The organism is Bradyrhizobium sp. B039, assembly GCF_038965675.1.
Taxonomy (GTDB): Bacteria; Pseudomonadota; Alphaproteobacteria; order Rhizobiales; family Xanthobacteraceae; genus Bradyrhizobium; species Bradyrhizobium diazoefficiens.
In genome coordinates this window covers 5,554,437-5,578,302 of sequence record NZ_CP152416.1, presented here as the reverse complement: position 1 = coordinate 5,578,302, position 23,866 = coordinate 5,554,437, and the positions used below count along the sequence as shown (strand labels likewise).

Genomic DNA, 23,866 nt, shown 5'->3' with positions numbered 1-23,866 from the left:
AGATTTTTCGGATTGCTTTCTAAAGACTTGATTTGAACTGCATAGAGTTTTGGCAGGGGCAGATAATGAACGCACAATTTCAGGTAGCGCAGGCTACCGGCACGGCTATTCCTACCAACACAACTCCAGTTCGAACTTTCACGCTGGCAAAGCCGCTAACAGATCAGGCGGTGGTCGTACATCTCGGATATGACCAGAAGGTCAAGCTCGATTTCTCGGCGATAGCCAATGAAAAGATCACGCTCGTCCATGTCGGCGAGAAGCTGATCATTCTGTTCGACAACAAATCGACGATCACTGTCGATCCGGTCTTCGATTCCCGACACGACGATCAGCACCTGCTGTCCATCGAGCTGGCGCCCGGACGCGACGTCAACGTGCAGGAATTCGCGAGCCTCTTCCCCATCACCACAGACCAGTCCGTGCTGCCTGCAGCCGGTGATGGCAACGGCAACGCCCAGGGAAGCGGCGCCAACTTCTCCAATGCTGCGGTCGATACCCTAAACGCCGGCAATCCGTTGGACCTGCTCGGGCAGGAACAGCTCGGCAATTTCGCCCTCAATCCCGAGACATTCGCCGGACTGCCTGCAACGACTCCGCCGAGCGCAGGCTTTACGCTCTCGGATACGATCGTCATCCACGATGAAACCGTCGATGTACAGATTCTGAACGGCGCGAACGATCAGCCCAGTGCTGGTCTGCCCGCAGTCTTCTCCGCCGTCGGACTGATCGGATGGGCCCAAAGCGCCGTTTCGGAGATCGCGTCGTCGAGCGCCGGTTTCGGCAGCGGCGGGACCGGAACGATCGCCTATGCGCTGACGACCTCGACCGGCGCGGCGTTCGCCGGCGTCGATTCCGGTCTGCAGGCCACGGTCACCGGCAATGAAATCTTCCTGTTCACCGAGGGCAATCTGGTCGTCGGACGTGAGGGCGCCGGCGGCGTGGCCGATCCGAACGGTGCGGTCGCCTTCCAGCTCTACCTCGATCCTGCGAGCCTGAAGCTTGACGTGGCCCAGTATGAAGCCATCAAGCACGGCACCGCGTCCGACTCCGACACGAGCGAAGGCGCGCAGCTTGGCCATGTCGTTTTCGTGCAGCAGACGGTGACGGACGGCTCCGGCAACACGGCGACTGCGCTGTCGACCGGCTCGCTCGGCGTGTCATTCCTCGACGATGGTCCGACGATCCTGGTCACGGTGGCCGACGGAAGCGAAGGACCCACGCGTCTTGCAACCTTGTCGCTAGACGAATCGATCGCCAGTGACCGCGGCGCGAACGGCTTCCCCGACGGAACGTTCGACGACGTCTCGGGCAATACGAGTCCGGATCCGACCGGCACCCATCCGATCGGCACGATGAAGACCGATGTCGGCAATGTCGAAAGCCCGGGCGATCTGGCAGCCCTGTTCAATGTCGTCAAGGATGGCGGCACGGACACCGAGAAGACGACCGACTATGCCTATTCGTTTACTCTCAACGCCGCCGGCTTCTCGGAGGAATCGAAGGGCGGCATCGCCACCACGTTGAAGGTGACGGACCCGAACCACACCTATTCTGACGACACGATCTATCTGTTCAAGGTCAGCGACACCGAGATCGTGGGCCATGTCGGCGACGATCCGAACGGCCCGGTCGCGATTCGCATCACGCTGGATAACGCAGGCAGCCTCTCGGGAGGCCAGCTCGTCGTCGACCAGTACATGGCGATCGACCATGGCGCGGACCTCAACAATTTCGATTCGACGCAGTTCCTCAATCTGGTCGGAGAAGGCGCGAGCCTCGGCATTACGCTGACCGCGACCATCACCGACGGCGACAATGATACCGCGACGTCCTCGGCCACGATCGAGATCGCGGGGCCCCAACAGTCAAGCATCGGCTTCCAGGATGACGGCCCGTCGATTGATGTGACCGTGCATCAGCCGGTGGAGGGTTCGGCCCATCTAGCCACACTGTCGTTCGACGAATCGATCGGCGGCGATCGCGGCGCCAACGGTCTTCCTGACGGAACGGTCGACGACGTCTCAGGCAACACGGGCCCGGATCCGACCGGCACCAATCCGATCGGCGAGCTGAAGACGGTGGCCGGCGAAGGCGAGCTGAAGGGCGATCTGGAGGCGCTGTTCGACGTCACCAAGATTGCCGGCACCGACGGCGAGAAGTCGACCGACTATGCCTATTCGTTCGCGCTCTCGGGCGGCAAAGAAGCGGAGAACGGCGGCATCGCCACCACGTTGAAGGTGACGGACCCGAACCACACCTATTCTGACGACACGATCTATCTGTTCAAGGTCAGCGACACCGAGATCGTGGGCCATGTCGGCGACGATCCGAACGGCCCGGTCGCGATTCGCATCACGCTGGACAACGCAGGCAGCCTCTCGGGAGGCCAGCTCGTCGTCGACCAGTACATGGCGATCGACCATGGCGCGGACCTCAACAATTTCGATTCGACGCAGTTCCTCAATCTGGTCGGAGAAGGCGCGAGCCTCGGCATTACGCTGACCGCGACCATCACCGACGGCGACAATGATACCGCGACGTCCTCGGCCACGATCGAGATCGTGGGTACCGAGGACTCCAGCATCAGCTTCCAGGACGACGGCCCCGCGGTCTCGGTTTCCGCCAATTCGGCTTTCCAGGTCGTTCACGACGAGACCCTGCTGCTGCAGAGCCCGCCGTTCGGCGACGACAATGACATTCTGTTCACGCCGGTGTTCAACGGCGTCAGCAATCCCGGACACGATCCGCAGGTTCTCTTCGGCCTTCCGATCGGGTACGCGCAGAGCAACGTCGCCGCGCTCACCATCGACAATGTGGATTTCGGCACCGACGGCGCGGCCAAGACGGGCGCCCAGCTCTTCTCGCTGACGCTGACCGACGCGCAGGGTCAGAGCACGACCGGCCCGATCGATTCGAATATCGCCACGACGGAAGGGAAAGAGATCTTCCTGTTCCTCGAGAACGGCCTGATCGTCGGCCGTTACGACGGGGGCGATCCCGGCAATGACGTGACCAGCACCAACGATCCGGCCGCGTTTGCGATTGCGATCGATCCGGTGAACGGCAAGGTGTCCGTCGTCCAGTATGTTTCGCTTCACCATAACAGCGCTGATATCGGCGGCGATATCGATGAGGCGGTCTCGCTTGCAGGCGCCCTCGGCCAGGTCAAGGCGACCGTGATGGTCACCGACGGCGACGGCGACCACGCTTCGGCGTCCGCCAACATTGGCGGTGGTATCCAGTTCGAAGACGACGGCCCGCTGGTGGCGGCGACGCTGTCTCGCAATTTCGGGGTGACGGCGGACGAGACACCGGGCAACCAGGCGAACGACGTTACCGGCCCGCTGCAGATCTTTGCTGGCGTGCAGAATCCCGGCGTTGATCCGGATGAGCCCGGAACACCGCTCGCCTACGCGACCAGCAGTGGCGCAGCCCTGAGCATCCTGCCGTACTTCGGCGTCGACGGACCCGATCCGGCTGCGGCGATCACCTATTCGCTCGAACTGAAGTCTTCAAACTCCGGCGTGACGTTGACAGACGGAACGGCGATTTCGTTGTCGCTGGACAGCGCCGGCCGGGTGATCGGCACGGTGGGTACGGATAACGTGCATCCCGAGCTGAGCGGCACCACCGCCTTTGCCGTGGCCATCGATCCGCTCTCCGGCAAGGTGTCGGTGGTCGAATATCTCTCGCTGCATCACTCCGATTCGTCCAATCCGAACGATCAGGTTTCGCTCGCTGCTGGCTCGATTTCCGCCGTCGTAACCATCAAGGATGGCGATGGCGACACGGCGTCCGCGTCGGCGGATATTTCGAGCAAGATCCACTTCAACGACGACGGTCCGGCGCTGACCATCGGCACCGGCGTGACCACGCCGGAACTTGTCGCGCTCGCACTGAATCTGGACGAGACGATCGGCCATGACGGGTCGCCGCCGGATCAATACAATCTCGGCGAGGGCGAGTCGGGCGGCGGAGTGCCGAACGGAACGGCCGACGACACCGGCAACGCCACCGTCACGTTCACGACGGACGCGACCTCGACGGCTCAGATCGGCGAGCTGATGACGGGCGCGGGGCTGCTGGCGCCGTTGTTCACGAATGCGGTGATCGATTACGGGGCTGATGGTCCCGCCCTGGTCAATCCCGTCACGTCCGCGCTCAGCCTCGTCCTGACGGGCGCGCCCGAGGCGGGCGGCATCAAGACCAACCTTGTCGCGACCGCGCTGGCGGATAGCCTGCTCGAAGGCACGTCGCAGGAGCATCGGACCGTCTGGCTGACGATCGAGGGCGGTCAGATCGTCGGCCGCGTCGGTCATGATACGCTGTCCACGGCCGATGATTTCGTCGTGCTGCGTATCTCCCTGAATTCGACCGATCCGGCCACGGCACAGCTCGTGGTCGATCAATTCCTGCCGATCGATCACGACGCGTCGGAGCCTGCCGGGGCCCAGTTGCCCGAGAATCCCTCGCTGTTCGACGAGTCGATCTCGTTGCTCACGGCGATTGCCGGCCAGAGCGTCGGCGTGAAGCTCACCGTGACGGTGACCGACGGCGATGGTGACCATGTCACGAAATCGGCCACCGCGACTGTCATCGACCATAGCAATTCCATCGTCTCGATCGACGATTCTGGTCCGACGATCTCCGCTTCGCAGGATTGCGTCGATACGCCGCTCAGCTATGTCGGCATCAAGGCGGGCAACGTCGACGAGCGCGGTCTCGATGGTCCGAGCGATCAGGACGTGCTGATGTCCGGCGTCGGCCAGGGCAATAGCCCGAACGCGAACACGATCAACACGACAGGGAGTGATATTGGCGTCGGCAACCAGTCGATCGAGGGCCACGAGGTCCACGGAGGCAACGACCTGGCTGCGGAGATACTGCGGCTCGACTTCGTCAACAATGTCACGTTCCCTGCCAATACCTTCGCCTATAATGGGCACTATGAGGTTGATGCGGCCTCGTTCACGATCCACCAGATCCAGGGCAATCCGAGCAATACGGCGACGGTTTTCGTCCAGGTCTTCAATGCCAATGACAACAACGACTTCACCGATGACGGCAATCCGCTGCCGATCACGCTGAACGACGTCACCGTGACCGGGGATGCCAGCTACACCAAAATTCCGGTGTATGACGGCAATACGCTGGTCGGCGTCGTCATCGTCGGCCTGAACGAGGGTGCCACCGTCACGGTTGACACGTCGAACGATTTCAATCGTCTCGTCATTTCCAATTACGACAATGTCGCCTTCTCGAGCACGCCGAACGGCGCGCCGACCCTTCCGGTCGACCCGAACGATTCGCAAGAGCTCAATGTCGGTCATCCGTTCTCGGTGAGCGGCATTTCGTCCGTGGTGTGCGCGCCCGCCACGCTCAGCGTCACCCATGACGAGAGCGCGGGATTCGCTCCGCAGTCCGGCCCGAACCCGGAGAACGACGTCGATCCCGCGACCGCTCCGAGCGTGCTGACAGCCGCGATTGCCGGCGCCCAGATCGGTACGGTTCTCGGCTACGCCGAGTCGACCGGCGCCGCCAACACTCTGTTCACGACGCCCGATTTCGGCACGGATGGACCCGGCCCGGCCGGAGGTGTGTCCTATCAACTGACGAATTCCACCGGTGGCGGGTTCACCGGCCAGGATTCCGGGCTGAACACCACGGTCGGCAACCGCGACATCTTCCTGTTCACGGATTCCGCCAACCCGAACATCGTCTGGGGCGTCGACAGCAACAACCTCCAGACCGGCGAGAAGGTGTTCGCGCTTTATGTCGACACCGACGGGCATCTGTGGGTCGCACAGTTCGCGGCGATCGCGCACAATGTCGATGGCTCGACGCCCGCCGCCTATGACGACGAGGTCTCGATCACCAACGGCCTCGTGTACATCTCGGCCACCGCGACCGACGGTGATGGCGACACCGCCCATGCCGTTTCGCCGGCCGGGCTTCACATCAATTTCCAGGACGATGGTCCGCATGCATTTGCGGAAGCGCCGCAAGATGTCCTCGAAGGTTCCGCGCCGGTCACCGGACAGCTCGACTTCGATCCGGGCGCTGACGGCGCGACCGTCACTGAGATCAACGGGGTGAACTTGTCCTTCGGTGTGGACGGGTATTCCCAGGCGATCGCGCTCGCCCATGGCAGTCTCCAGGTCACCGCGGACGGCGCCTACAAGTTCGTTGCGCAGCCCGACGACGTCTACAAGACCGGCGGGCCGGCGAACTTCACGTACACCGTGACCGATGGTGACGGCGATACGTCGGCATCGACGGTATCGCTCGTGGTCACCGACGACAGCGACCCGACCAAGGTGACGTTGAACGACGTGACGGTGAACGAGGGCGTCGGCACGGCGACGATCTCGGCCAGCGTGGATCATGCGCCGCAGGGCAGCAATCTTGTGCTGACCTTGAGCAACGGCGCGACGATCACGATCCTTAATGGCCAGACGACGGGCACCTCGACGCCGTTCGCGGTGCAGGGCGACGACCCCTATGTCGATCACGAGACCTACCCCGTCTCGGTCACCGGCGCGACCGGCGGCAATTATGAGCTCCTTGACACCACCGACACGTCGACGGTGACGGTCAACGATACGATCACCACCAACTTCGTGACGCTGGACAACGTCGTGGTGTTCGAGAACCAGACGTTCGTCTACACGGCGCACATGGACTACGCCTCGCTGACGTCGTTCACGGTGACGCTGAACAATGGCGTGAACATCACCTTTGCGCCCGGTCAGTTTACCGCGATGTCGGCTCCGCAGGCGGCGCAGGGCGAAGACGTCTATGTGGACGGCCAGGTCATCCCGGTCTCGATCGCCGGCACGTCCGGCGGCAATTTCGAGGCGGTGAACACCACGACCTACGGCAATGCCACGGTCACGTTCAAGGACACGATCGACCCGACCAAGGTGACGTTGAACGACGTGACGGTGAACGAGGGCGTCGGCACGGCGACGATCTCGGCCAGCGTGGACCATGCGCCGCAGGGCAGCAATCTCGTGCTGACCTTGAGCAACGGCGCGACAATCACGATCCTTAATGGCCAGACGACGGGCACCTCGACGCCGTTCGCGGTGCAGGGCGACGACCCCTATGTCGATCACGAGACCTATCCCGTCTCGGTCACCGGCGCGACCGGCGGCAATTATGAGCTCCTTGACACCACCGACACGGCGACGGTGACGGTCAACGACACGATCACCACCAACTTCGTGACGCTGGACAACGTCGTGGTGTTCGAGAACCAGACGTTCGTCTACACGGCGCACATGGACTACGCCTCGCTGACGCCGTTCACGGTGACGCTGAACAACGGCGTGGACATCACCTTTGCGCCCGGTCAGTTTACGGCGACCTCGGATCCGCAGCCGGCGCAGGGCGAAGACGTCTATGTGGACGGCCAGGTCATCCCGGTCTCGATCGCCGGCACGTCCGGCGGCAATTTCGAGGCGGTGAACACCACGACCTACGGCAATGCCACGGTCACGTTCAAGGACACGATCGACGACACCACGGTGAGCCTGACGGCGACGCCGAGTATCACGGAAGCGGACACCAGCATCACCTACACGGCGACGCTGAGCCATCCGGCGCAGGCCGGCCAGCCGGTGACGGTGACGCTGTCGACCGGCGACGTCATCACGATCGCGGGCGGCGCCAGCAGCGGCTCGGTGGTGCACACGGTCGTGCCGAACGAGGACGTCTATCTCGACCCGACCTCGGTCAGCGCGACGATCAGCACGGCGAGCGGCGGCAATTTCGAGCACCTGGTCGTGAACAGCACGCCCGCGGTGACGCAGATCACCGACACGATCGACGACACGACGGTGAGCCTGACGGCGACGCCGAGCATCACGGAGGCGGACACCAGCATCACCTACACGGCGACGCTGAGCCATCCGGCGCAGGCCGGCCAGCCGGTGACGGTGACGCTGTCGACCGGCGACGTCATCACGATCGCGGGCGGCGCCAGCAGCGGCTCGGTGGTGCACACGGTCGTGCCGAACGAGGACGTCTATCTCGACCCGACCTCGGTCAGCGCGACGATCAGCACGGCGAGCGGCGGCAATTTCGAGCACCTGGTCGTGAACAGCACGCCCGCGGTGACGCAGATCACCGACACGATCGACGACACGACGGTGAGCCTGACGGCGACGCCGAGCATCACGGAGGCGGACACCAGCATCACCTACACGGCGACGCTGAGCCATCCGGCGCAGGCCGGCCAGCCGGTGACGGTGACGCTGTCGACCGGCGACGTCATCACGATCGCAGGCGGCGCCAGCAGCGGCTCGGTGGTGCACACGGTCGTGCCGAACGAGGACGTCTATCTCGACCCGACCTCGGTCAGCGCGACGATCAGCACGGCGAGCGGCGGTAATTTCGAGCACCTGGTCGTGAACGGCACGCCCGCGGTGACGCAGATCACCGACACGATCGACGACACCACGGTGAGCCTGGCGGCGACGCCGAGCATCACGGAGGCTGACACCAGCATCACCTACACGGCGACGCTGAGCCATCCGGCGCAGGCCGGCCAGCCGGTGACGGTGACGCTGTCGACCGGCGACGTCATCACGATCGCGGGCGGCGCCAGCAGCGGCTCGGTGGTGCACACGGTCGTGCCGAACGAGGACGTCTATCTCGACCCGACCTCGGTCAGCGCGACGATCAGCACGGCGAGCGGCGGCAATTTCGAGCACCTGGTCGTGAACGGCACGCCCGCGGTGACGCAGATCACCGACACGATCGACGACACGACGGTGAGCCTGACGGCGACGCCGAGTATCACGGAAGCGGACACCAGCATCACCTACACGGCGACGCTGAGCCATCCGGCGCAGGCCGGCCAGCCGGTGACGGTGACGCTGTCGACCGGCGACGTCATCACGATCGCAGGCGGCGCCAGCAGCGGCTCGGTGGTGCACACGGTCGTGCCGAACGAGGACGTCTATCTCGACCCGACCTCGGTCAGCGCGACGATCAGCACGGCGAGCGGCGGCAATTTCGAGCACCTGGTCGTGAACAGCACGCCCGCGGTGACGCAGATCACCGACACGATCAACCCGGTCACCGCCACCCTGACGACCTCCACCACGACCATCTCGGAGTACGGCGGTTCGATCACCTATACAGTGACGCTGTCGAGCGGGCTGAGCCCGTTCACGCCGAAGTCGCCGCTGGATGTCCTGTTGAGCAATGGCGAGCACGTCATCATTGCCGCGAACGCGAGCAGCGGTTCTGTCACCAGGGCGTACACTGACGCCGAGATTACCAGCCAGGTCTCGATCGTCGATTCCATCAACAGTGTTAGTAACGGCGCGCAATATGAGCAGTTGCTGACGACGGGATCGACGACCGTCCCGGTCGTCTATTCGCCGACAATTGCCGTCGGGCCGAACAACGGCTTGCCCGAAGACACGCAGGAGGGAATCCAGTTCACGGCGACCGTCGGCGGCAGCTCGCACGTCACGCAGATCGTGGTCTCCGGTCTCACCGGATGGAACGTGGATGCGACGGCGGCCAACATTGCGCTCACGGGAGGCGGTGGCACTGCCTCGGTCAACAGCGCTTCGTTCAACAGTGGTGTGTTGACCATCAATATCACCGGTGCCGCCGATGGTGCGGCCGTGACGGCTGCGGTGCTGATGTCGCCGCCGCTCAACAGCGACGTTGACGCAACGGTGTCGATGACGGCGACGGCCGCGCAGGGGGCGACGACGTCCACCAGCGCCGCGACCCCGGGCACGATCTACGTCGACGCCGTCGCGGATGCGCCCGCACCGGTGACCGGCCAGAGCCACATCATTTTCGTCAAGGACTCGGCCAGCGACACCAACTCGGCATTCAGCAATGGCGAGACCGGGTCGCTGCAGGTCAAGGCGACGCTCGGGGACGTGCACGACGGGTCGGAGACCCACGTGCTGGACATCCACCTGCAGACCGGCTTTACGGCCGCCCTTGCCGCCAGCGGCACCATCGCCGGGACCTACAACGGTGTCGGCACGAATTTCAGCTACACCTACAGCAGCGGGACCGGGGATATCCACATCATCGTTCCCAACGATACGGCCTTGAACCAGAACACAGGCCAGACCGCCACGATCGATCTGAGCTTCGCCGTGACGGCGCCATTGACCGGCACGCTGCCGGACAACCTGAACTTCAGCATCACGGCAACCTCGACGGAAGCGACCCTGTCCGGTGGCGGCGTGGGCGCTGCCAACGCCGACCTGACCACCGATAACGTGGCCACGTTCCTCGACAGCACGGCCATTCCGGCCGCCAGGCTGCTGTCGGGTGCCTTCAAGACCAACACGAACAGCAATGTGCAGGAGGCGATTCTCAGCTTTGTCGACGAAGCGCAGCCCCTGGATGCATTCGCGCAGCTTATGACGTTCCAGGGCACCGGCCAGGCTTCCACTTTCGCAGGCGATGCGGGTTTCAATATCACCGGCTCGCATACGTTTGAGGTCGTCCTGGAAGCCGCCTTTACCGCCACGAGCCAAGTCAACGTAACCGATTTCACGTTGAACAACGTTACGATGGACAAGGGCGGGTCTGGTGTCACAACCAAGATCGAATATCTGCTGAGCGGCAGCACCGCGGAAGCGCTGACATCAGAGATCGTTCCCGACGGCGCTCACAACGCGGACACCTATGTGAACTCGCAGGATGGATCCAGTGCCGGCAATAATCCGCTGACCGGGACCAGCGTCAACGGCAACTATGTCTATGGTTTCAGTGGCGATGACACTCTGGTCGGCGGGACCGGGAATACGTTCCTGAACGGCGGTGCCGGCGCCGACGTCATCACGGGCGGCAGCAAGAACGACGTCATCGTGTTCGATACGAACGATACCAGCGTCAACGGTGGCGCCGGCTTCGACATCCTGCGTATCGACGAGGGCGCGATCTACAACAGCTCGTTCCAGGTAAGTGGCGCGCCGACCGGCGGTCTCTCCGCCGCCAATTCGCACGTCACCGGCGGCGTCCGGCTGTATGACGTCGATTTGTCGACCGAAAACCTGACCAACCTGGAAGCCATCCAGCTCACGGCGGAGGCTTCCGCCAGCAGCTTGTTTGGCACCGAGCTGCACGGTCTGACGGCTTCCAATGTGGTGGCTTTCACCGGCGGGGCAGGCGCGATCAACAGCCAGACCGGCACGGCCAATACGCTGTTCGTGATCGGATCGGCGGGCGACGACGTCGAGCTGACCGGCTTCTCCGAGACCGCAGCGACCTACACCTCGGCGGGCGGGCAGGTCTTCCACCAATGGGTCTCGACCAGCGGCCCAGCGGCCACGTTGTTCATCGACAATGATCTGCAGGTGAACCACGCCGCGCAGGCCTAGCCGACAGGCAGGTGCCGACGATACCGGAAGCGGCTCGATGAGAGCCGCTTTCTTTCTGTCTCACATCAGCAGCGGGAGCGCGCCCGGCCAGGCACCGCCCGCGGCGACGTCCGTGTCGCCCCATTCGGCGCCTTCATTGTTGGCTGCCGGCGCGGCCTCTGTGGGACCGGCGAACCGGTGCTGGGCGTAGGGCGCGGCGAACAGGTGGACGCCGGCGTGGTCGATGGCGAACAGCGGGGCCAGGTTCGTCGCCCCTGAATCCTCGATCAGCTCGGAGCGCCGGTTGTCCAGCACCAGCCACTGTCCCTCGAGGCGCGCGGCGAGCACGGCGTGGTCCTGCCGCACCGCGCGGTCGCGGACCAGTACGAGCCGCAGATCCTCGCGCGGAAATCCGGCTTCGTGGAGCGCGACATATTTCGCGATCGCATAATCCTCGCAGTCGCCCTTCGCCGTGGCGAAGGTCTCGAGCGGCGAGCTCCAGCGATCGGCTTCGCCGTGCTGCGCATAGTCGCTGACGTAGCGGACGACCATGTTGACCGCGCGATTGACCTCGTCGAGCCTTGCGCGTCCCGATTTCGCTTTCGCGGCGCCGATCAATCGCAGGAACTGCGCTGCGTTCGAGGGGCAATTGGCGGCGTCAGACTCGCACCGCTTCAGGGTCTCTGCGTCCCTGACCAGCCTGGTCTCGAGGCCCCGCCATTTCTGCCACAACAGGCCTTCGGGCGCGCGGAAGGTGAAGAGGCCGAACGGCTCGTCGCCTTTCGCCGGCACGGGCCTGGGCTCCGGGGCCGCGTCGGTCGCGATGTTGGAAGGTGTCAGCGCCGCGAGACGGACGGCATTCGGCCCGCGGCCGCGCATGGCATCGAGCTTCGCCAGCACGTCGTTGATGCGGAAGAACGTCGCCGGCGCACGCGTTGCCGCGTCAATGCCGGGAGCGAGAGTGTCCTGGGCGTCCTGAGCCAGGGCGTCTTGAGTCAGGGCGTCTTGAGTCAAGACGTCCCGAGCCAGGGCGTCATCGGCCCGGGCGGGCGATGTCACGCCGGCAACGACCAATGCAACCAGCCCCACGCCGAGCGCGCACAGGCCTTTGCGCTGCAATTCCCAATGCAGTGTCATAGACGACGTCCCCTGCGCCGGGAGCGTCGTCAACGTCTATTGCGTCGATCCACGCCCCGATCCTGTTGTCGGATCGAGACTGAGGTCTGCGACGCTTAGGTGAGGTTAAAGCGGGGGGAGGGCGGCAGCCTTGTCGCAAAGGCGGTCAATCGCGCGCTTCGAGCGACCGGCAAATTGTCGCCGCGACCTTTGCGCCCTGTTAACCTTGTCGAAGCCTCAACGCTCGCGCAGGGCTTCGTCGCGCAGTGTGCGGGCCGGCCTCACCAGATAATCGAGAACCGATTTCTCGCCGGTCAGCACCTCGACCGTCGCGATCATGCCGGGAATGATCGGGAGCGGCTTCTGCTCCGTGCCCAGGTGGTTCTTCTCTGTCCGCACCATGACGCGGTAGAAGCTCTCCTGGCGATCCGGGGTCTTTTCGGCCTTGTCGTCGACGATCGTATCGGCGCTGATGCGCTCGACCTTGCCCTTCAGCGAGCCGTAGACGGAGGAATCGTAGGCCGAGATCTTCACCACGGCGTCCTGGCCGGGCCGGATGAAGGCGATGTCCTGGGGCTTGATGCGACCTTCGACCAGCAGCGTGTCGTCGAGGGGGACGATGTCCATCACATTGGCGCCGGGCTGCACGACTGCCCCCACGGTGGTCACGTTCAACTTGTTGACGATCCCGTGCACGGGTGCCTTGAGGTCGGTTCGCCGGACCCGGTCCTGCGCCGATTTGATATTTTCATCGAGCACGGCCAGGTCGCCCTTGGACTTCGCAAGATCTTCGTCCGCCTGGGAGCGGAAGGAGGAGACCGTGCTCGCGATCTTGGATTGGGCCTCCGCGAGTTGTCCTCTCATCTCGGTCGCCTGGCGGTCGAGCCGCAACATCTCGATTTCCGGCACCACCTTTTGCTCGTACAGCTTGCGCGTCAACGCCAGCTCCCGATCCAGCAATTTGAGCGTGCCGCCGAGCCGGGCGACCTGCTGGTTCAGGACGTCGACATCCTGCGCCAGTTTCTGCGCGCGCATCTTGAACACGCTGCTTTCCGTGGCCACGGCCGACGGCACCACCTGGTCAAGCTGATCGGGAAAGATCAGCTCGCCCTTTCCCCTGGCTTCGGCCTCAAGTCTGGTGACACGGGCCGCCATCGCAGCCCGCCGTTCCCTGATCTCGCCGAATTCGGATGCAAACTTTGTATCGTCGATGCGCATCAGGGATTGTCCCTGCTGGACGATCGATCCCTCCTGGACGAGGATATCGCCGACGATCCCGCCTTCGAGCGACTGCACCACCTGCATCTGGCGCGCGGGTACGACGCGGCCGTTGCCCCGCTTGACTTCATCCAGCACGGCGAAATGAGCCCAGGTCAGGAACGTGGCGAGCAGGGCAAGGGACGCTACAAGCAGCATGCGGGAGGTCCGCGGCGCACGAAGCGCGGCGGCAGCCCGAACATCGTTGGCAAACGCGAAATCAGACGACATTGGTTCTGGCCATGGGTGAGACGGGTTGCTCGGCAGCCGCCGGCATCGGGGTCTGGCTCGGCGTCGATGGCGCCGGCTTGCCCTGCAGGAGCGCGAGAACCTTGTCGCGGGGGCCGTCGGCGATCAGTCGGCCGTTGTCGAACAGCAGCAGGCGGTCGACCATATTCAGCAGTGAGAGCCGATGCGTCGAGATCAGAATGGTGATCTGCTCTTCGCGCAACGCCCTCAGGCGCTCGAGAAATTCGGCTTCGCTGCGAATGTCGAAATGGGCGGTCGGTTCGTCCAGAAACAATATCCGCGGCTTCCTGATGAGCACCCGCGCAAGGCCGATGGCCTGCTTCTGGCCGCCGGAGAGGCTCCGGCCGCCTTCCGAAATGGGCATGTCGTAGCCCATGGGATGGCCCGCGACGAACGTCTCGACGCCGGCCAGCCGTGCCGCGGCCAGGACTTCCTCGTCGGTTGCCTCGGGTTTGCCCAGCGCGATGTTGTCGCGCAGCTTTCCGAAGAACAGCTCGGTGTCCTGCATCGCAAAGCCAACCCCGGACCGCAGGTCGGACGGATCGTATTGCCGCGAGTCGACACCATCGACGAGGATGCGGCCCTCCTGCGCCTCATAGAAGCCGAGCAGAAGCCGCCCCACAGTCGTCTTGCCGGATCCAATGCGTCCGATGATGCCGACCTTCTCGCCGCCTTCGATCTTGAAGGATACCTTGTCGAGGGCCTTGCCGGGCGCGTTGGGGTAAGTGAAGCTGACGCCGTCGAAAGCGATCGCGCCTTCACGGATCTGTCGAGAGACATAGGCACGCGCAGGGGATCGCTCGCGCTCCAGCGACATAATGCGATCGATGGCCTTTAGCGAACTCAGCGTTTGCGTTCCGCGCGTGATCACCGAAGCGATCCCGGCGATCGGTGCCAGAACGCGCCCCGCCAGCATGTTTGCCGCGACCAGCGCTCCGACCGTGAGCTTGCCGTCGAGTATCAGGAATACGCCGACGACGATCAGGGCGAGGCTGGTGAGCTGTTGGGCCGTATTGGCGCTCGTCAGCGCGAGCGAGGCCCAGAAATGGACGTCTTCGCCCGAGCGGGCCGTTGCCGCGACGGATCGCTCCCAGGCCGTTTGCATGCGCGCTTCGGCGCCGGTCGCGCGTATCGTCTCGAGGCCGGACAGCGATTCGACCAGCACGCCATGACGTGCCGCAGCTTCAGCCTGCTGGCGTTTCATGGCCCGGTCCAGCGGGCGCTGCAATGCCAGGCCGATCAGGAGCATGACCGGCAACATCACCAGAGGTATCCAGGCCAGCGGCCCTGCGATGACAAAGAGAATCCCGACAAACAGCATCGCGAACAGCAGATCCGTCGCGGATACGACGCTGCCGGACGTGAAGAACTCGCGAACCGAATCGAAGTCGCGCAACTGATTGGCGAGGATGCCCACCGACGAGGGGCGCTGCGCCATCTTCACGCCCATCACGTGCTCGAAAATGTTGGCAGCGAGGATGACGTCGATCGTCTTGCCGGTGACATCGATCATACGGCTGCGAACCGTCCGGAAGATGAAGTCGAACGCAATCGCCAACCCCATTCCGATCGACAGGGCGATCAGCGAAGGAAGCGCGCCATTGGGGACAACGCGGTCGTAGACGCTCATGGTGAAGAGGGGCGTCGCCAGCGCGAGCATATTTATCAGGAAGGCTGCAAGCGCGATGTGACCGTAGCCGCGCCAATGCAGCTTGACCACCGACCAAAACCAATGGCTTCGCGGCAGATCGCCGGCAGCGACGGCGCGTGCGTTGCTCTCGACCGTAGCCCTGACGAAGAAAGCGTATCCGGTGTAGCCGGCCGAGATGGTCTGGATCGCGTGAAGCTCAGGGATGCCGGCCTTGAGGGACGGATTGAGGACTTTGACACTGCTTCCGGATTTGTCGAACTCCAGCAGGATCAGCGTCGTGCCATTCTTCATGATGAGGACGGCAGGCAGCACCAGCGCGGGAATATCGGCAATGTCGCGCTTGACGGCTTCGGTCTGGAGGCCCGCGCGCTGAGCCGCACGGTCATAGAGGGGAACTGACAACCGGCCGTCGAGGATCGGCAGGCCGCCTAGCAATGCCTCGCGACTAACGGCACGGCCGTGGTACGACGCCAGGAAAATGAGCGATGATGCAAGTGGGTCGTCGCTTTCGAGGCGACCCGTCGCTTGCTTCGGTTCAGACGCAACGGCTTGCTCCGCGACGGAGTGGCCATGCATGTGCGTTGACTCGGATGCTCGAAACAACAAATGCGAATGTCCAAAATGAAATGATGCGGAGCGAAAAGCGAACCGTCATTCCAGCATAGCGGAAAACGCACGAAATCATTTGGTTAATCGGCAAAAGCGCAACTAAAGGTTAATCTTCGAACCGCCTTTCGCCGATCACGGACGCGCTCGCGGAGTTGGAACTATCTCTGAACCGGCTCGAATGCCGTCGCTAGCCAGTGCGGCTTTCTATCGGCCGCGTACGCGGTAGCGGGAGAGGTGTTGAGTATGACCGGATCGTCGGTGCTTCGCCGCTGCGTGATCCATTCGGATGCTCCCACCATGGTCGGCAGATTGGATCGTGTCGGCCATCTATCCTTGAACGCATCAGGTTCGGGCGCTTCGCTCGCGTAGCCCAGACGGGCGGGAACTCGTTCCGGTGCAGGCACCGGGACGTTCAGCGGTTCGGAACCGGTCTGGGGCAGCTTCACGCGGAGCGTCGGCGCCTTGTAGTCGGGCGTTCCGAAAACCCCAAGATCCACCGGCGCTGCGTCAACAGGCGGCGGAGATTTCAAATATTCAAGCAGCGTGCCCATGGCCGCCAAAAGTTGATAGTCGGCGAATACCACGACGCCACGAGCCGAGGTCAACGAAACCAATGCGTTGAAATACTGGTTCTGGGCATTCAAGAGGTCGATCAGCGAACGCTGGCCCAGCTCATATTCCTTTTGGAAGGCCGCAATCGTCTTGCGATCAGCCTCGAGTTGCCGCGTCAGCGCGGCGATTCGTGTCACGGTGACCGTCCGCGCTGCCCAAGCCTTGTCGATGGATTCGATTGCATCGCGCTGAAGGCGTGCATGCCGCGCGGTACTTTCGACGTAACGTTCGGACATCTCCGACCGCCGCCAGACATCCTGACCGCCGCGGAAGACATCCCAGGACATGACAACCTTGCCGCTGTAGTCGTCGTGAGTAACCCCAAGATAGGGGTAGGTGTTGTCGTTGTGCGTCGCCCGGCCCTCGAGCGAGAAGGTCGGAACAAAAGCGCCGTCCGTCACGCGAAACGCATGCTTTGCCGCATCGGCGTCGGCCTGCGCGGCCTGAATGGTGGGGTTGAACCGTACCGTGGTGGCAAGGGCCTCGTCGCGGGTCGTGGGCAAGCCGCCCAGTGGTCCCGGGAAGCGAAGATTGATGGGTTCAAGTCCGACGACCTTGCGGAATCTGGCGCGGGACTCTTCCAGGCTCCGGCGGAATTCGGCGAGCGTCGCACGCGCATTTTCAACCCGTTCGCGGGCCTGCTCGAGATCGCCTTCACCGGCGCGTCCGCCGGAAAAGCGCGTGTTGACGTTGCTGAAGATCTTCTCGTGGGTGACGACGTTCTGCTCGCTGAGCGTGACCAGCCGCAAATAGCGCACGACGTCGACATAGGCTTCCGCTGCGTCCAGGGCGATCAACTCGGTCCGCTCGCGAACGCGGAAAGCCGCGGCGTTGACGCGCGCCGTCTGCCGCCAGATGTCGTGAATCGAGGCGAAGCCGTCGAACAAGATCTGCCGGACGACGACGGATTCCTGCGATCCGTTTCGCCACGAGCCATTTCCGACGATCGGGACGGGCAGGGCGGTGCCGGTTGATACGGCAGCACTCTGGTCGAATTTTTCGGGACCCCAGCGCGCTTCCACGCGAACCTGCGGAAGCAGCGTGCTCTGGGTCTGGCGAAGCTCGCTCTCGGTAGCGCGGCGGTTAGCCGAGGCTTCACCAACTCCAGGGTTGGTACGTACGGCCTGTTTCAACGCGTCATTGATCGAGAACGGTTCGGCTAATGCGCCGCCGCATGGAACCAGAGCCAATGCTGTGAAAACGAAAATGTACTTGAGCAATTTTACCTCCGCCCGTTTCCGAAATTCGGTCGCGGGGTCCCCCATGAAATTGCCTCAAGTCTCGCAAGGACTGAACCGACAAGCTAGGCGCAATGCGGGAAAATTGAGCAATTGTACCGGGTTGTCGCATTTCTGCCACGTCGGAGGCAGAGCGAAGGTGTAATAATACCTCTGTCTTCGGGGTGGAGGGCGGCGCCAAACCTGGATGTGACGAAGCGCAAGCTTCCGCTGTGCCGCTTTACCTCTCAGCCTGTTGTCGATCCACGATGCCCGTACTGTTCCGCCAGCGGACCATTCTGTATTGGCGAACAGAAACCGGCTTCACGCTCAACCGATCGTCCGAAGGAGCCCGCTGCCACAGCGCGAGGACAGGTCGCGGCCGACACGCGGGCCGGCTTCGGCGCCTGTCATCACAGCCATCGTTGCATGCAGGTGTCGCCGATGCAGAGCGTCGGCGCTGGTAACACTGCACGGTCCTTTAGGCGAGGAGAGCGCGCATTTTGCTTGCGTCCGGCAAGGCACCTAGTGATTGTGACGGAAAGCGTGAACGAATATTCGCAGAAATGACGTGACTGATTTTTTTTCGATTGATATTTTTCGGATTTTCGATGCGAACTCTGCTCATTATTCTTGGCATTTGGCTGCTCATCAATGTCCTCTTCGCCGTGATCATGATCCCCCCGCGGAAGTCGCGGAGGTCGAATGGCGAGCGAGGACAGAGCGGCCTGTCGCCTGCATTGATCGATCCGAAAAGTCGGCTGGAAGAGGACGAGGGTTTTTCGCTTCGTCATGCGATTATTGCAGTCGCGCTCGGCGCCTTCTTTTCTCTGAGCCCGCCGTTGCTGCAAGCTTATGATGCGATCGCGGCATTCGTCAGAAAGCTCCGTCGAGGCGAGGGGGCCGGCGTGAAGCCTTCGGACGACGAATAGGTGCTGAAATCCGTTCATTCGAGGATCCGTGCCGAGCATGAAATGCGGTTTCCCTGACGTCGATTAACGCCGGCTGCATCGCCGCAGAATGAAGAAACTTCAAAGCGGCGTGTTGGGTGGGTGAAGCGCTCGACATCCTTGGCATGCGTGCGGCGCTATCCGGACAGAGGCCGCGAGCGATCGACAATGGCCGGTTTGAGCAGAACCTGCGCCGGCGAGCGCCCCCGACTCGCCGCGTCATGGGTGCCGGCCGTCTTGCGCAGCACACGCGCCAAAGTGAGCCGCGGCTGGAACGTCCAACACGAAACTTGGGGATGATGTAACTTCTTGGAATTACGTATAAAAACGGGAAAGAGATTCTGAGTCGGAGCGCTTCACCCGCTTCAATCTCCATTGCGTCCCGTACGTGTTGACCGGGGCGGCCGTTCTGTCAAAGAAGGGCGTCACATCGACGGCCATGGACGCGCGGACCGCCCCGCCAATGGGTACCAGGAGATCGGGATAGCTATGACCGAGCGGATCGCTCTCATCACCGGCGTGACCGGCCAGGACGGCGCCTACCTCGCCGAATATCTGCTGTCGCTCGGCTATGTCGTGCACGGCATCAAGCGGCGCTCGTCTTCGTTCAACACCGCGCGGGTCGATCACCTTTATCAGGATCCCCATGTCGGCAACGTGCCGTTCCTGATGCATTACGGCGACATGACCGACTCGACCAATCTGATCCGCCTGGTGCAGCAGATCCGGCCGACTGAGATCTACAATCTCGCCGCCCAGAGCCACGTCGCCGTGAGCTTCGAGAGCCCGGAATACACAGCCAATGCCGACGCGATCGGCGTGCTGCGGCTGCTGGAAGCGATCCGCATCCTCGGCATGGAGAAGGAGACACGGTTCTACCAGGCCTCGACCTCCGAGCTCTACGGTCTCGTGCAGGAGATCCCGCAGAAGGAGACGACGCCGTTCTATCCGCGCTCTCCTTACGGCGTCGCCAAGCTCTACGGCTATTGGATCACGGTGAACTACCGTGAGGCCTACGGCATGTTCGCGTCCAACGGAATCCTGTTCAACCACGAGAGCCCGATCCGCGGCGAGACTTTTGTCACGCGCAAGATCACGCGCGGCGTCGCCCGCATCGAGGTGGGATTGGAGGACACGCTCTATCTCGGCAATCTCGAGGCCAAGCGCGACTGGGGGCATGCCAAGGACTACGTCGAGGGCATGCACATGATCCTCCAGGCCGACAAGCCCGACGACTTCGTTCTCGCCACCGGTGAGACGCGCTCGGTGCGGGAGATGGTCGAATTGTCGTTCGCGCAGGTCGGCCGGCGCATCGCCTGGCGTGGCGCAGGCGTCGAGGAGACCGGTGTCGATGCCAAGAGCGGCAAGACGGTGGTGAAGATCGATCCGACCTATTTCCGCCCGACCGAGGTCGATCTCCTCATCGGTGATGCCAGCAAGGCGCGCGAGGTGCTCGGCTGGAAGCCGAAGCGGAGCTTTGCCCAGCTTGTCGAGGAGATGATGGCGAGCGATCTGGCACAGGCGAAACGGGACGCTGCCCATGACAAACGCTCCGTTTGAGCTGAAGGGCAGAAGCGTCTACGTCGCCGGCCATCGCGGCATGGTCGGCAGCGCGCTGGTGCGCCGGCTCGCAGGAGAGGATGTCAAGCTCGTCACCGCGGACCGTCGCGAGGTCGATCTCTGCAACCAGGCCGCCGTGTTCGACTGGTTCGCAAAGGTGCGGCCGCAGGTCGTGTTCCTCGCGGCGGCGAAAGTCGGCGGCATCGTCGCCAACAACACGCTGCGCGCCGAGTTCATCTACGACAACATCGCGATCGCGGCCAACGTGATCCACGCCGCGCATCGGAACGGCGCCGAGAAGCTGATGTTCCTCGGCTCCTCCTGCATCTATCCCAAATTGGCCCCGCAGCCCTTGCGCGAGGAGTCCGTGCTGACCGGCCCGCTGGAGCCGACCAACGAGCCCTATGCAATTGCAAAAATCGCCGGCATCAAGATGGCGGAGGCCTACCGCAGCCAATATGGATGCGACTTCATCAGCGTGATGCCGACCAACCTCTACGGCCCCGGCGACAATTATCACCCTGAGATGAGCCACGTCGTCGCCGCGCTGATCCGCCGCTTCCACGAGGCGAAGGTTTCGGGCGCCAAGGGCGTCGTCGTGTGGGGCACCGGCACGCCGCGGCGCGAGTTCCTCTATGTCGACGACATGGCGGATGCCTGCGTGCACCTGATGAAGACGTATTCCGGTGCCGGGCTGATCAACATCGGCACCGGCGAGGACATCACCATCGCCGAATTCGCGCGCGTCGTTGCCGAGGTCGTTGGTTACAGCGGCGAGATCTCTTTCGACACCTCGCGGCCCGACGGTACGCCGCGCAAGCTGCTCGACGTCAGCCGCCTTGCAGGACTCGGCTGGCGCGCGACCACCTCGCTCGAGGACGGCCTGAAGCGCGCCTATGCGGCGTATCAAGCCGCGCAGCTAGCTGCGCAATAATCCAGCGACTGCTCGCCCGCGTTGTTCGATGCAGGGGGAGATCAGAACGAATACCCATGGGAACCTTCACCGCAAGCACGAGTTGGCTGGTCGGAGGGGGTGACGGCTAACTCGCGCGCGGCCGCAACTCGGGCAGCGACAGGATTTGGACAATGGGCCTTGCTCAATACGCCATCGTGCCGGTCCGGGACCAATGGGGTGTGCTGCACGACGGCAACGTCAACGGCAAATATGCGACCAAGGAATCGGCGTTCGAAGCGGCCGTGGCCGCCGCCTCGCTGGCACTCCGGCAGGGGCACGAGGTCCATGTCAGTGCGCCCGGCCGCGAAGACGGCGAGGCTGACCTCGGGAGCTAGCATCGTCAGTGTGGTGGGCCTCTTGCGCGCCGCATCACACGATCAATCGCCCGCGCCGCGCGGCAATTCCGATCGTGACCTCGGCACCCGCATTGAAATCGAGGCGGTCGGCTTCGACGCCGCCGCTGAAGATGGCGCCGTTTTCCGACATCAGCGAGCGGATGCGCAATTGTTCAGCGGGGGGCGAGTTGGCGGGGAGGGCTGACCAAAGCTGCTGGCGGTCGCAAGCGAGCCGGTGACGATGCTCTCCCGCGGCGGCATGCCGAGCCGCGGTCCGCGAGCCCGCTGCCCGACGTTCGCGCTCCGACGCAAATAACATCATGTTAGGTTTATCACATAACTGGGTAATTGTGTTAGCCCAGCGAAAGCCTATTGTCGCGATTAATCAGACACCCATCGGCAGTGACCAGCGCTCGCGAAGCTTCGCAGAACGCCCGGAGATTGCTGCCCAATTTTCAACGAAGCCCGCCAACGGGACGCCAGAAAACCAGGGAGGAATTTTGAAATGGTCACGACTCGCGCGATGCACCACATGAGTCAGTCGAGGAAGGCTGCTGCCAGCGGCTGGATCGGGTCGGCTCTCGAATATTATGACTTCTTCATCTACGCGACCGCTGCGTCGCTGATCTTCCCGCAGATCTTCTTTCCGTCGGACAATCCCACCGTCGCCATCGTCGCATCGCTGGCGACCTATGGTGTTGGATATGTGGCCCGGCCGATCGGCGCCTTCGTCCTCGGACATTGGGGCGACACCCATGGCCGCAAGACTGTTCTCATCGTCTGCATGTTCCTGATGGGCATCTCGACGATGGCGGTGGGTATCCTGCCGACCTATCAGCAAGTCGGCATCCTGGCGCCGATCCTGCTCGTCATCCTTCGCCTCGTGCAGGGATTTGCCGTGGCCGGTGAGATCTCCGGCGCAAGCTCGATGATTCTGGAGCATGCGCCGTTCGGCCGGCGCGGCTTCTATGCAAGCTTCGCCCTTCAGGGCGTGCAGGCCGGACAAATTCTCGCGGCCGCGGTCTTCCTGCCGCTGGCGGCCTATATGCCGACCGACGCCTTCAATAGCTGGGGCTGGCGGATTCCCTTCCTGCTCAGCTTCTTCGTCATCGTCGCAGGCTACATCATTCGCCGCGAAGTCGACGAAACCCCCGCCTTTGCCCGCGAGGGCGAGCTGGGAGAAACGCCGCGGGCGCCCATTGTCCAGGCTATCAAGCTGAGCTGGCGCGACATGCTCAGGGTCATCTGCATGGCTCTGATGAACGTCATCCCCGTCGTTGCGACCATCTTCGGTGCGGCCTACGCGGTCCAGCCCGCCTATGGCATCGGCTTTGCCAAGGACGTCTATCTCTGGATCCCGGTGCTCGGAAACATGCTGGCCGTGTTCGTCATTCCCTTCGTCGGCCATCTCTCCGACAAGGTCGGCCGCAAGCCTCCGATCATCGTGGGCGCGCTGCTCTCCGGCTTGCTCGCCTTCGGCTATCTCTATGCCATCAGCATCCGGAATGTGCCGCTGGCGATCCTGCTGTCCCTCCTGATGTGGGGCGTCGTCTACCAGGGCTACAACGCGATCTTCCCGAGTTTCTACCCGGAGCTGTTTCCGACGCGCACCCGTGTGTCGGCAATGGCGATCTCGCAGAACATCGGCACGACCATCACCGCGTTGCTTCCCGCTCTGTTTGCGACCGTGGCGCCTCCCGGCTCGGCCAACATTCCCTTGACGGTGGGGGCGATCGCCTTCGGCATCACGGTCATCGCCGCGCTGGCGGCCGTCACTGCCCGGGAGACCTACCGGATCAACATCGAGGATCTCGGTAATCCCGAAGCCGTTCCGATGGCGCGTGCAGACTATGAGCGGCAGCGTGCCGGAGCGGCGAGCGGGGCTGCCGCAGTTCCGACCTGACGGGTATGGTATGAGGCGATTGCCGCTGCGATCGATGATTGTCGCAGCGGCAGGGTTTCGCAGCACTGCGTGGCTGCCGATCCAGAATATGTGCGCGTGAG

At 63.2% G+C, this 23,866-nt stretch carries 11 protein-coding genes; 6 read left to right on the top strand and 5 right to left on the bottom strand.

Annotation, left to right across the window (positions count from 1 at the left end):
• The first annotated feature begins 170 nt into the window (after positions 1–170).
• Positions 171–11,372 carry an immunoglobulin-like domain-containing protein gene (locus AAFG50_RS26345; protein ID WP_166466008.1) on the top strand — a complete coding sequence of 3,734 codons (11,202 nt, stop codon included), beginning with the start codon at positions 171–173 and terminating at the stop codon, positions 11,370–11,372.
• Between the two features lie 60 nt (positions 11,373–11,432).
• Here the strand turns inward: AAFG50_RS26345 and AAFG50_RS26340 are convergent, their stop codons facing one another.
• The 4 genes from AAFG50_RS26340 to AAFG50_RS26325 all read right to left on the bottom strand — a co-directional run bounded on the left by AAFG50_RS26340 (position 11,433) and on the right by AAFG50_RS26325 (position 18,110).
• Entirely contained in the window at positions 11,433–12,488 is a 1,056-nt protein-coding gene (locus AAFG50_RS26340; RefSeq protein WP_039184778.1) for a transglutaminase-like cysteine peptidase, read from the bottom strand.
• A 216-nt stretch (positions 12,489–12,704) separates the two neighbouring features.
• Positions 12,705–13,955, bottom strand: coding sequence for an HlyD family type I secretion periplasmic adaptor subunit (locus AAFG50_RS26335; RefSeq protein ID WP_011088217.1), 1,251 nt, complete (start codon positions 13,953–13,955; stop codon positions 12,705–12,707).
• Positions 13,945–16,200 carry a type I secretion system permease/ATPase gene (locus tag AAFG50_RS26330; protein ID WP_028171351.1) on the bottom strand — a complete coding sequence of 752 codons (2,256 nt, stop codon included), beginning with the start codon at positions 16,198–16,200 and terminating at the stop codon, positions 13,945–13,947. Before AAFG50_RS26330 ends, AAFG50_RS26335 begins: the two co-directional genes overlap by 11 nt.
• A 191-nt stretch (positions 16,201–16,391) precedes the next feature.
• Entirely contained in the window at positions 16,392–18,110 is a 1,719-nt protein-coding gene (locus AAFG50_RS26325; protein ID WP_028171352.1) for a TolC family outer membrane protein, read from the bottom strand.
• A gap of 563 nt (positions 18,111–18,673) precedes the next feature.
• On the opposite strand from AAFG50_RS26325, the gene AAFG50_RS26320 reads away from it, so the two are divergent.
• The 4 genes from AAFG50_RS26320 (at position 18,674) to AAFG50_RS26305 (ending at position 21,862) form a co-directional block, all read left to right on the top strand.
• On the top strand, positions 18,674–18,994 hold the full coding sequence (locus AAFG50_RS26320) for a hypothetical protein (RefSeq protein ID WP_049832405.1): 321 nt from the start codon (positions 18,674–18,676) through the stop codon (positions 18,992–18,994).
• Positions 18,995–19,501: 507 nt separating this feature from the next.
• Entirely contained in the window at positions 19,502–20,572 is a 1,071-nt protein-coding gene (gmd, locus tag AAFG50_RS26315) for a GDP-mannose 4,6-dehydratase (protein ID WP_011088213.1), read from the top strand.
• Complete coding sequence (locus AAFG50_RS26310; protein ID WP_028171353.1) at positions 20,553–21,506, top strand: GDP-L-fucose synthase; 954 nt, start codon at positions 20,553–20,555, stop codon at positions 21,504–21,506. Before gmd ends, AAFG50_RS26310 begins: the two co-directional genes overlap by 20 nt.
• A 152-nt stretch (positions 21,507–21,658) precedes the next feature.
• Positions 21,659–21,862 carry a hypothetical protein gene (locus tag AAFG50_RS26305; RefSeq protein ID WP_028171354.1) on the top strand — a complete coding sequence of 68 codons (204 nt, stop codon included), beginning with the start codon at positions 21,659–21,661 and terminating at the stop codon, positions 21,860–21,862.
• 34 nt (positions 21,863–21,896) lie between these two features.
• Here the strand turns inward: AAFG50_RS26305 and AAFG50_RS26300 are convergent, their stop codons facing one another.
• Positions 21,897–22,184 (bottom strand): hypothetical protein, encoded by a 288-nt coding sequence (locus AAFG50_RS26300; protein WP_074076842.1) that lies wholly within the window; start codon positions 22,182–22,184, stop codon positions 21,897–21,899.
• Positions 22,185–22,367: 183 nt separating this feature from the next.
• On the opposite strand from AAFG50_RS26300, the gene AAFG50_RS26295 reads away from it, so the two are divergent.
• Positions 22,368–23,765 (top strand): MFS transporter, encoded by a 1,398-nt coding sequence (locus tag AAFG50_RS26295; RefSeq protein WP_342714010.1) that lies wholly within the window; start codon positions 22,368–22,370, stop codon positions 23,763–23,765.
• The last annotated feature ends 101 nt before the right edge of the window (positions 23,766–23,866 follow it).

What these genes read in the sequence shown, in the direction of transcription:
- AAFG50_RS26340 (WP_039184778.1), bottom strand. Translation starts at nt 12,488, where the DNA reads ATGACACTGCATTGGGAATTGCAGCGCAAAGGCCTGTGCGCGCTCGGC.
- AAFG50_RS26335 (WP_011088217.1), bottom strand. Translation starts at nt 13,955, where the DNA reads ATGTCGTCTGATTTCGCGTTTGCCAACGATGTTCGGGCTGCCGCCGCG.
- AAFG50_RS26330 (WP_028171351.1), bottom strand. Translation starts at nt 16,200, where the DNA reads ATGCATGGCCACTCCGTCGCGGAGCAAGCCGTTGCGTCTGAACCGAAG.
- AAFG50_RS26325 (WP_028171352.1), bottom strand. Translation starts at nt 18,110, where the DNA reads ATGGGGGACCCCGCGACCGAATTTCGGAAACGGGCGGAGGTAAAATTG.
- AAFG50_RS26320 (WP_049832405.1), top strand. Translation starts at nt 18,674, where the DNA reads ATGCGAACTCTGCTCATTATTCTTGGCATTTGGCTGCTCATCAATGTC.
- gmd (WP_011088213.1), top strand. Translation starts at nt 19,502, where the DNA reads ATGACCGAGCGGATCGCTCTCATCACCGGCGTGACCGGCCAGGACGGC.
- AAFG50_RS26310 (WP_028171353.1), top strand. Translation starts at nt 20,553, where the DNA reads ATGACAAACGCTCCGTTTGAGCTGAAGGGCAGAAGCGTCTACGTCGCC.
- AAFG50_RS26305 (WP_028171354.1), top strand. Translation starts at nt 21,659, where the DNA reads ATGGGCCTTGCTCAATACGCCATCGTGCCGGTCCGGGACCAATGGGGT.
- AAFG50_RS26300 (WP_074076842.1), bottom strand. Translation starts at nt 22,184, where the DNA reads ATGATGTTATTTGCGTCGGAGCGCGAACGTCGGGCAGCGGGCTCGCGG.
- AAFG50_RS26295 (WP_342714010.1), top strand. Translation starts at nt 22,368, where the DNA reads ATGGTCACGACTCGCGCGATGCACCACATGAGTCAGTCGAGGAAGGCT.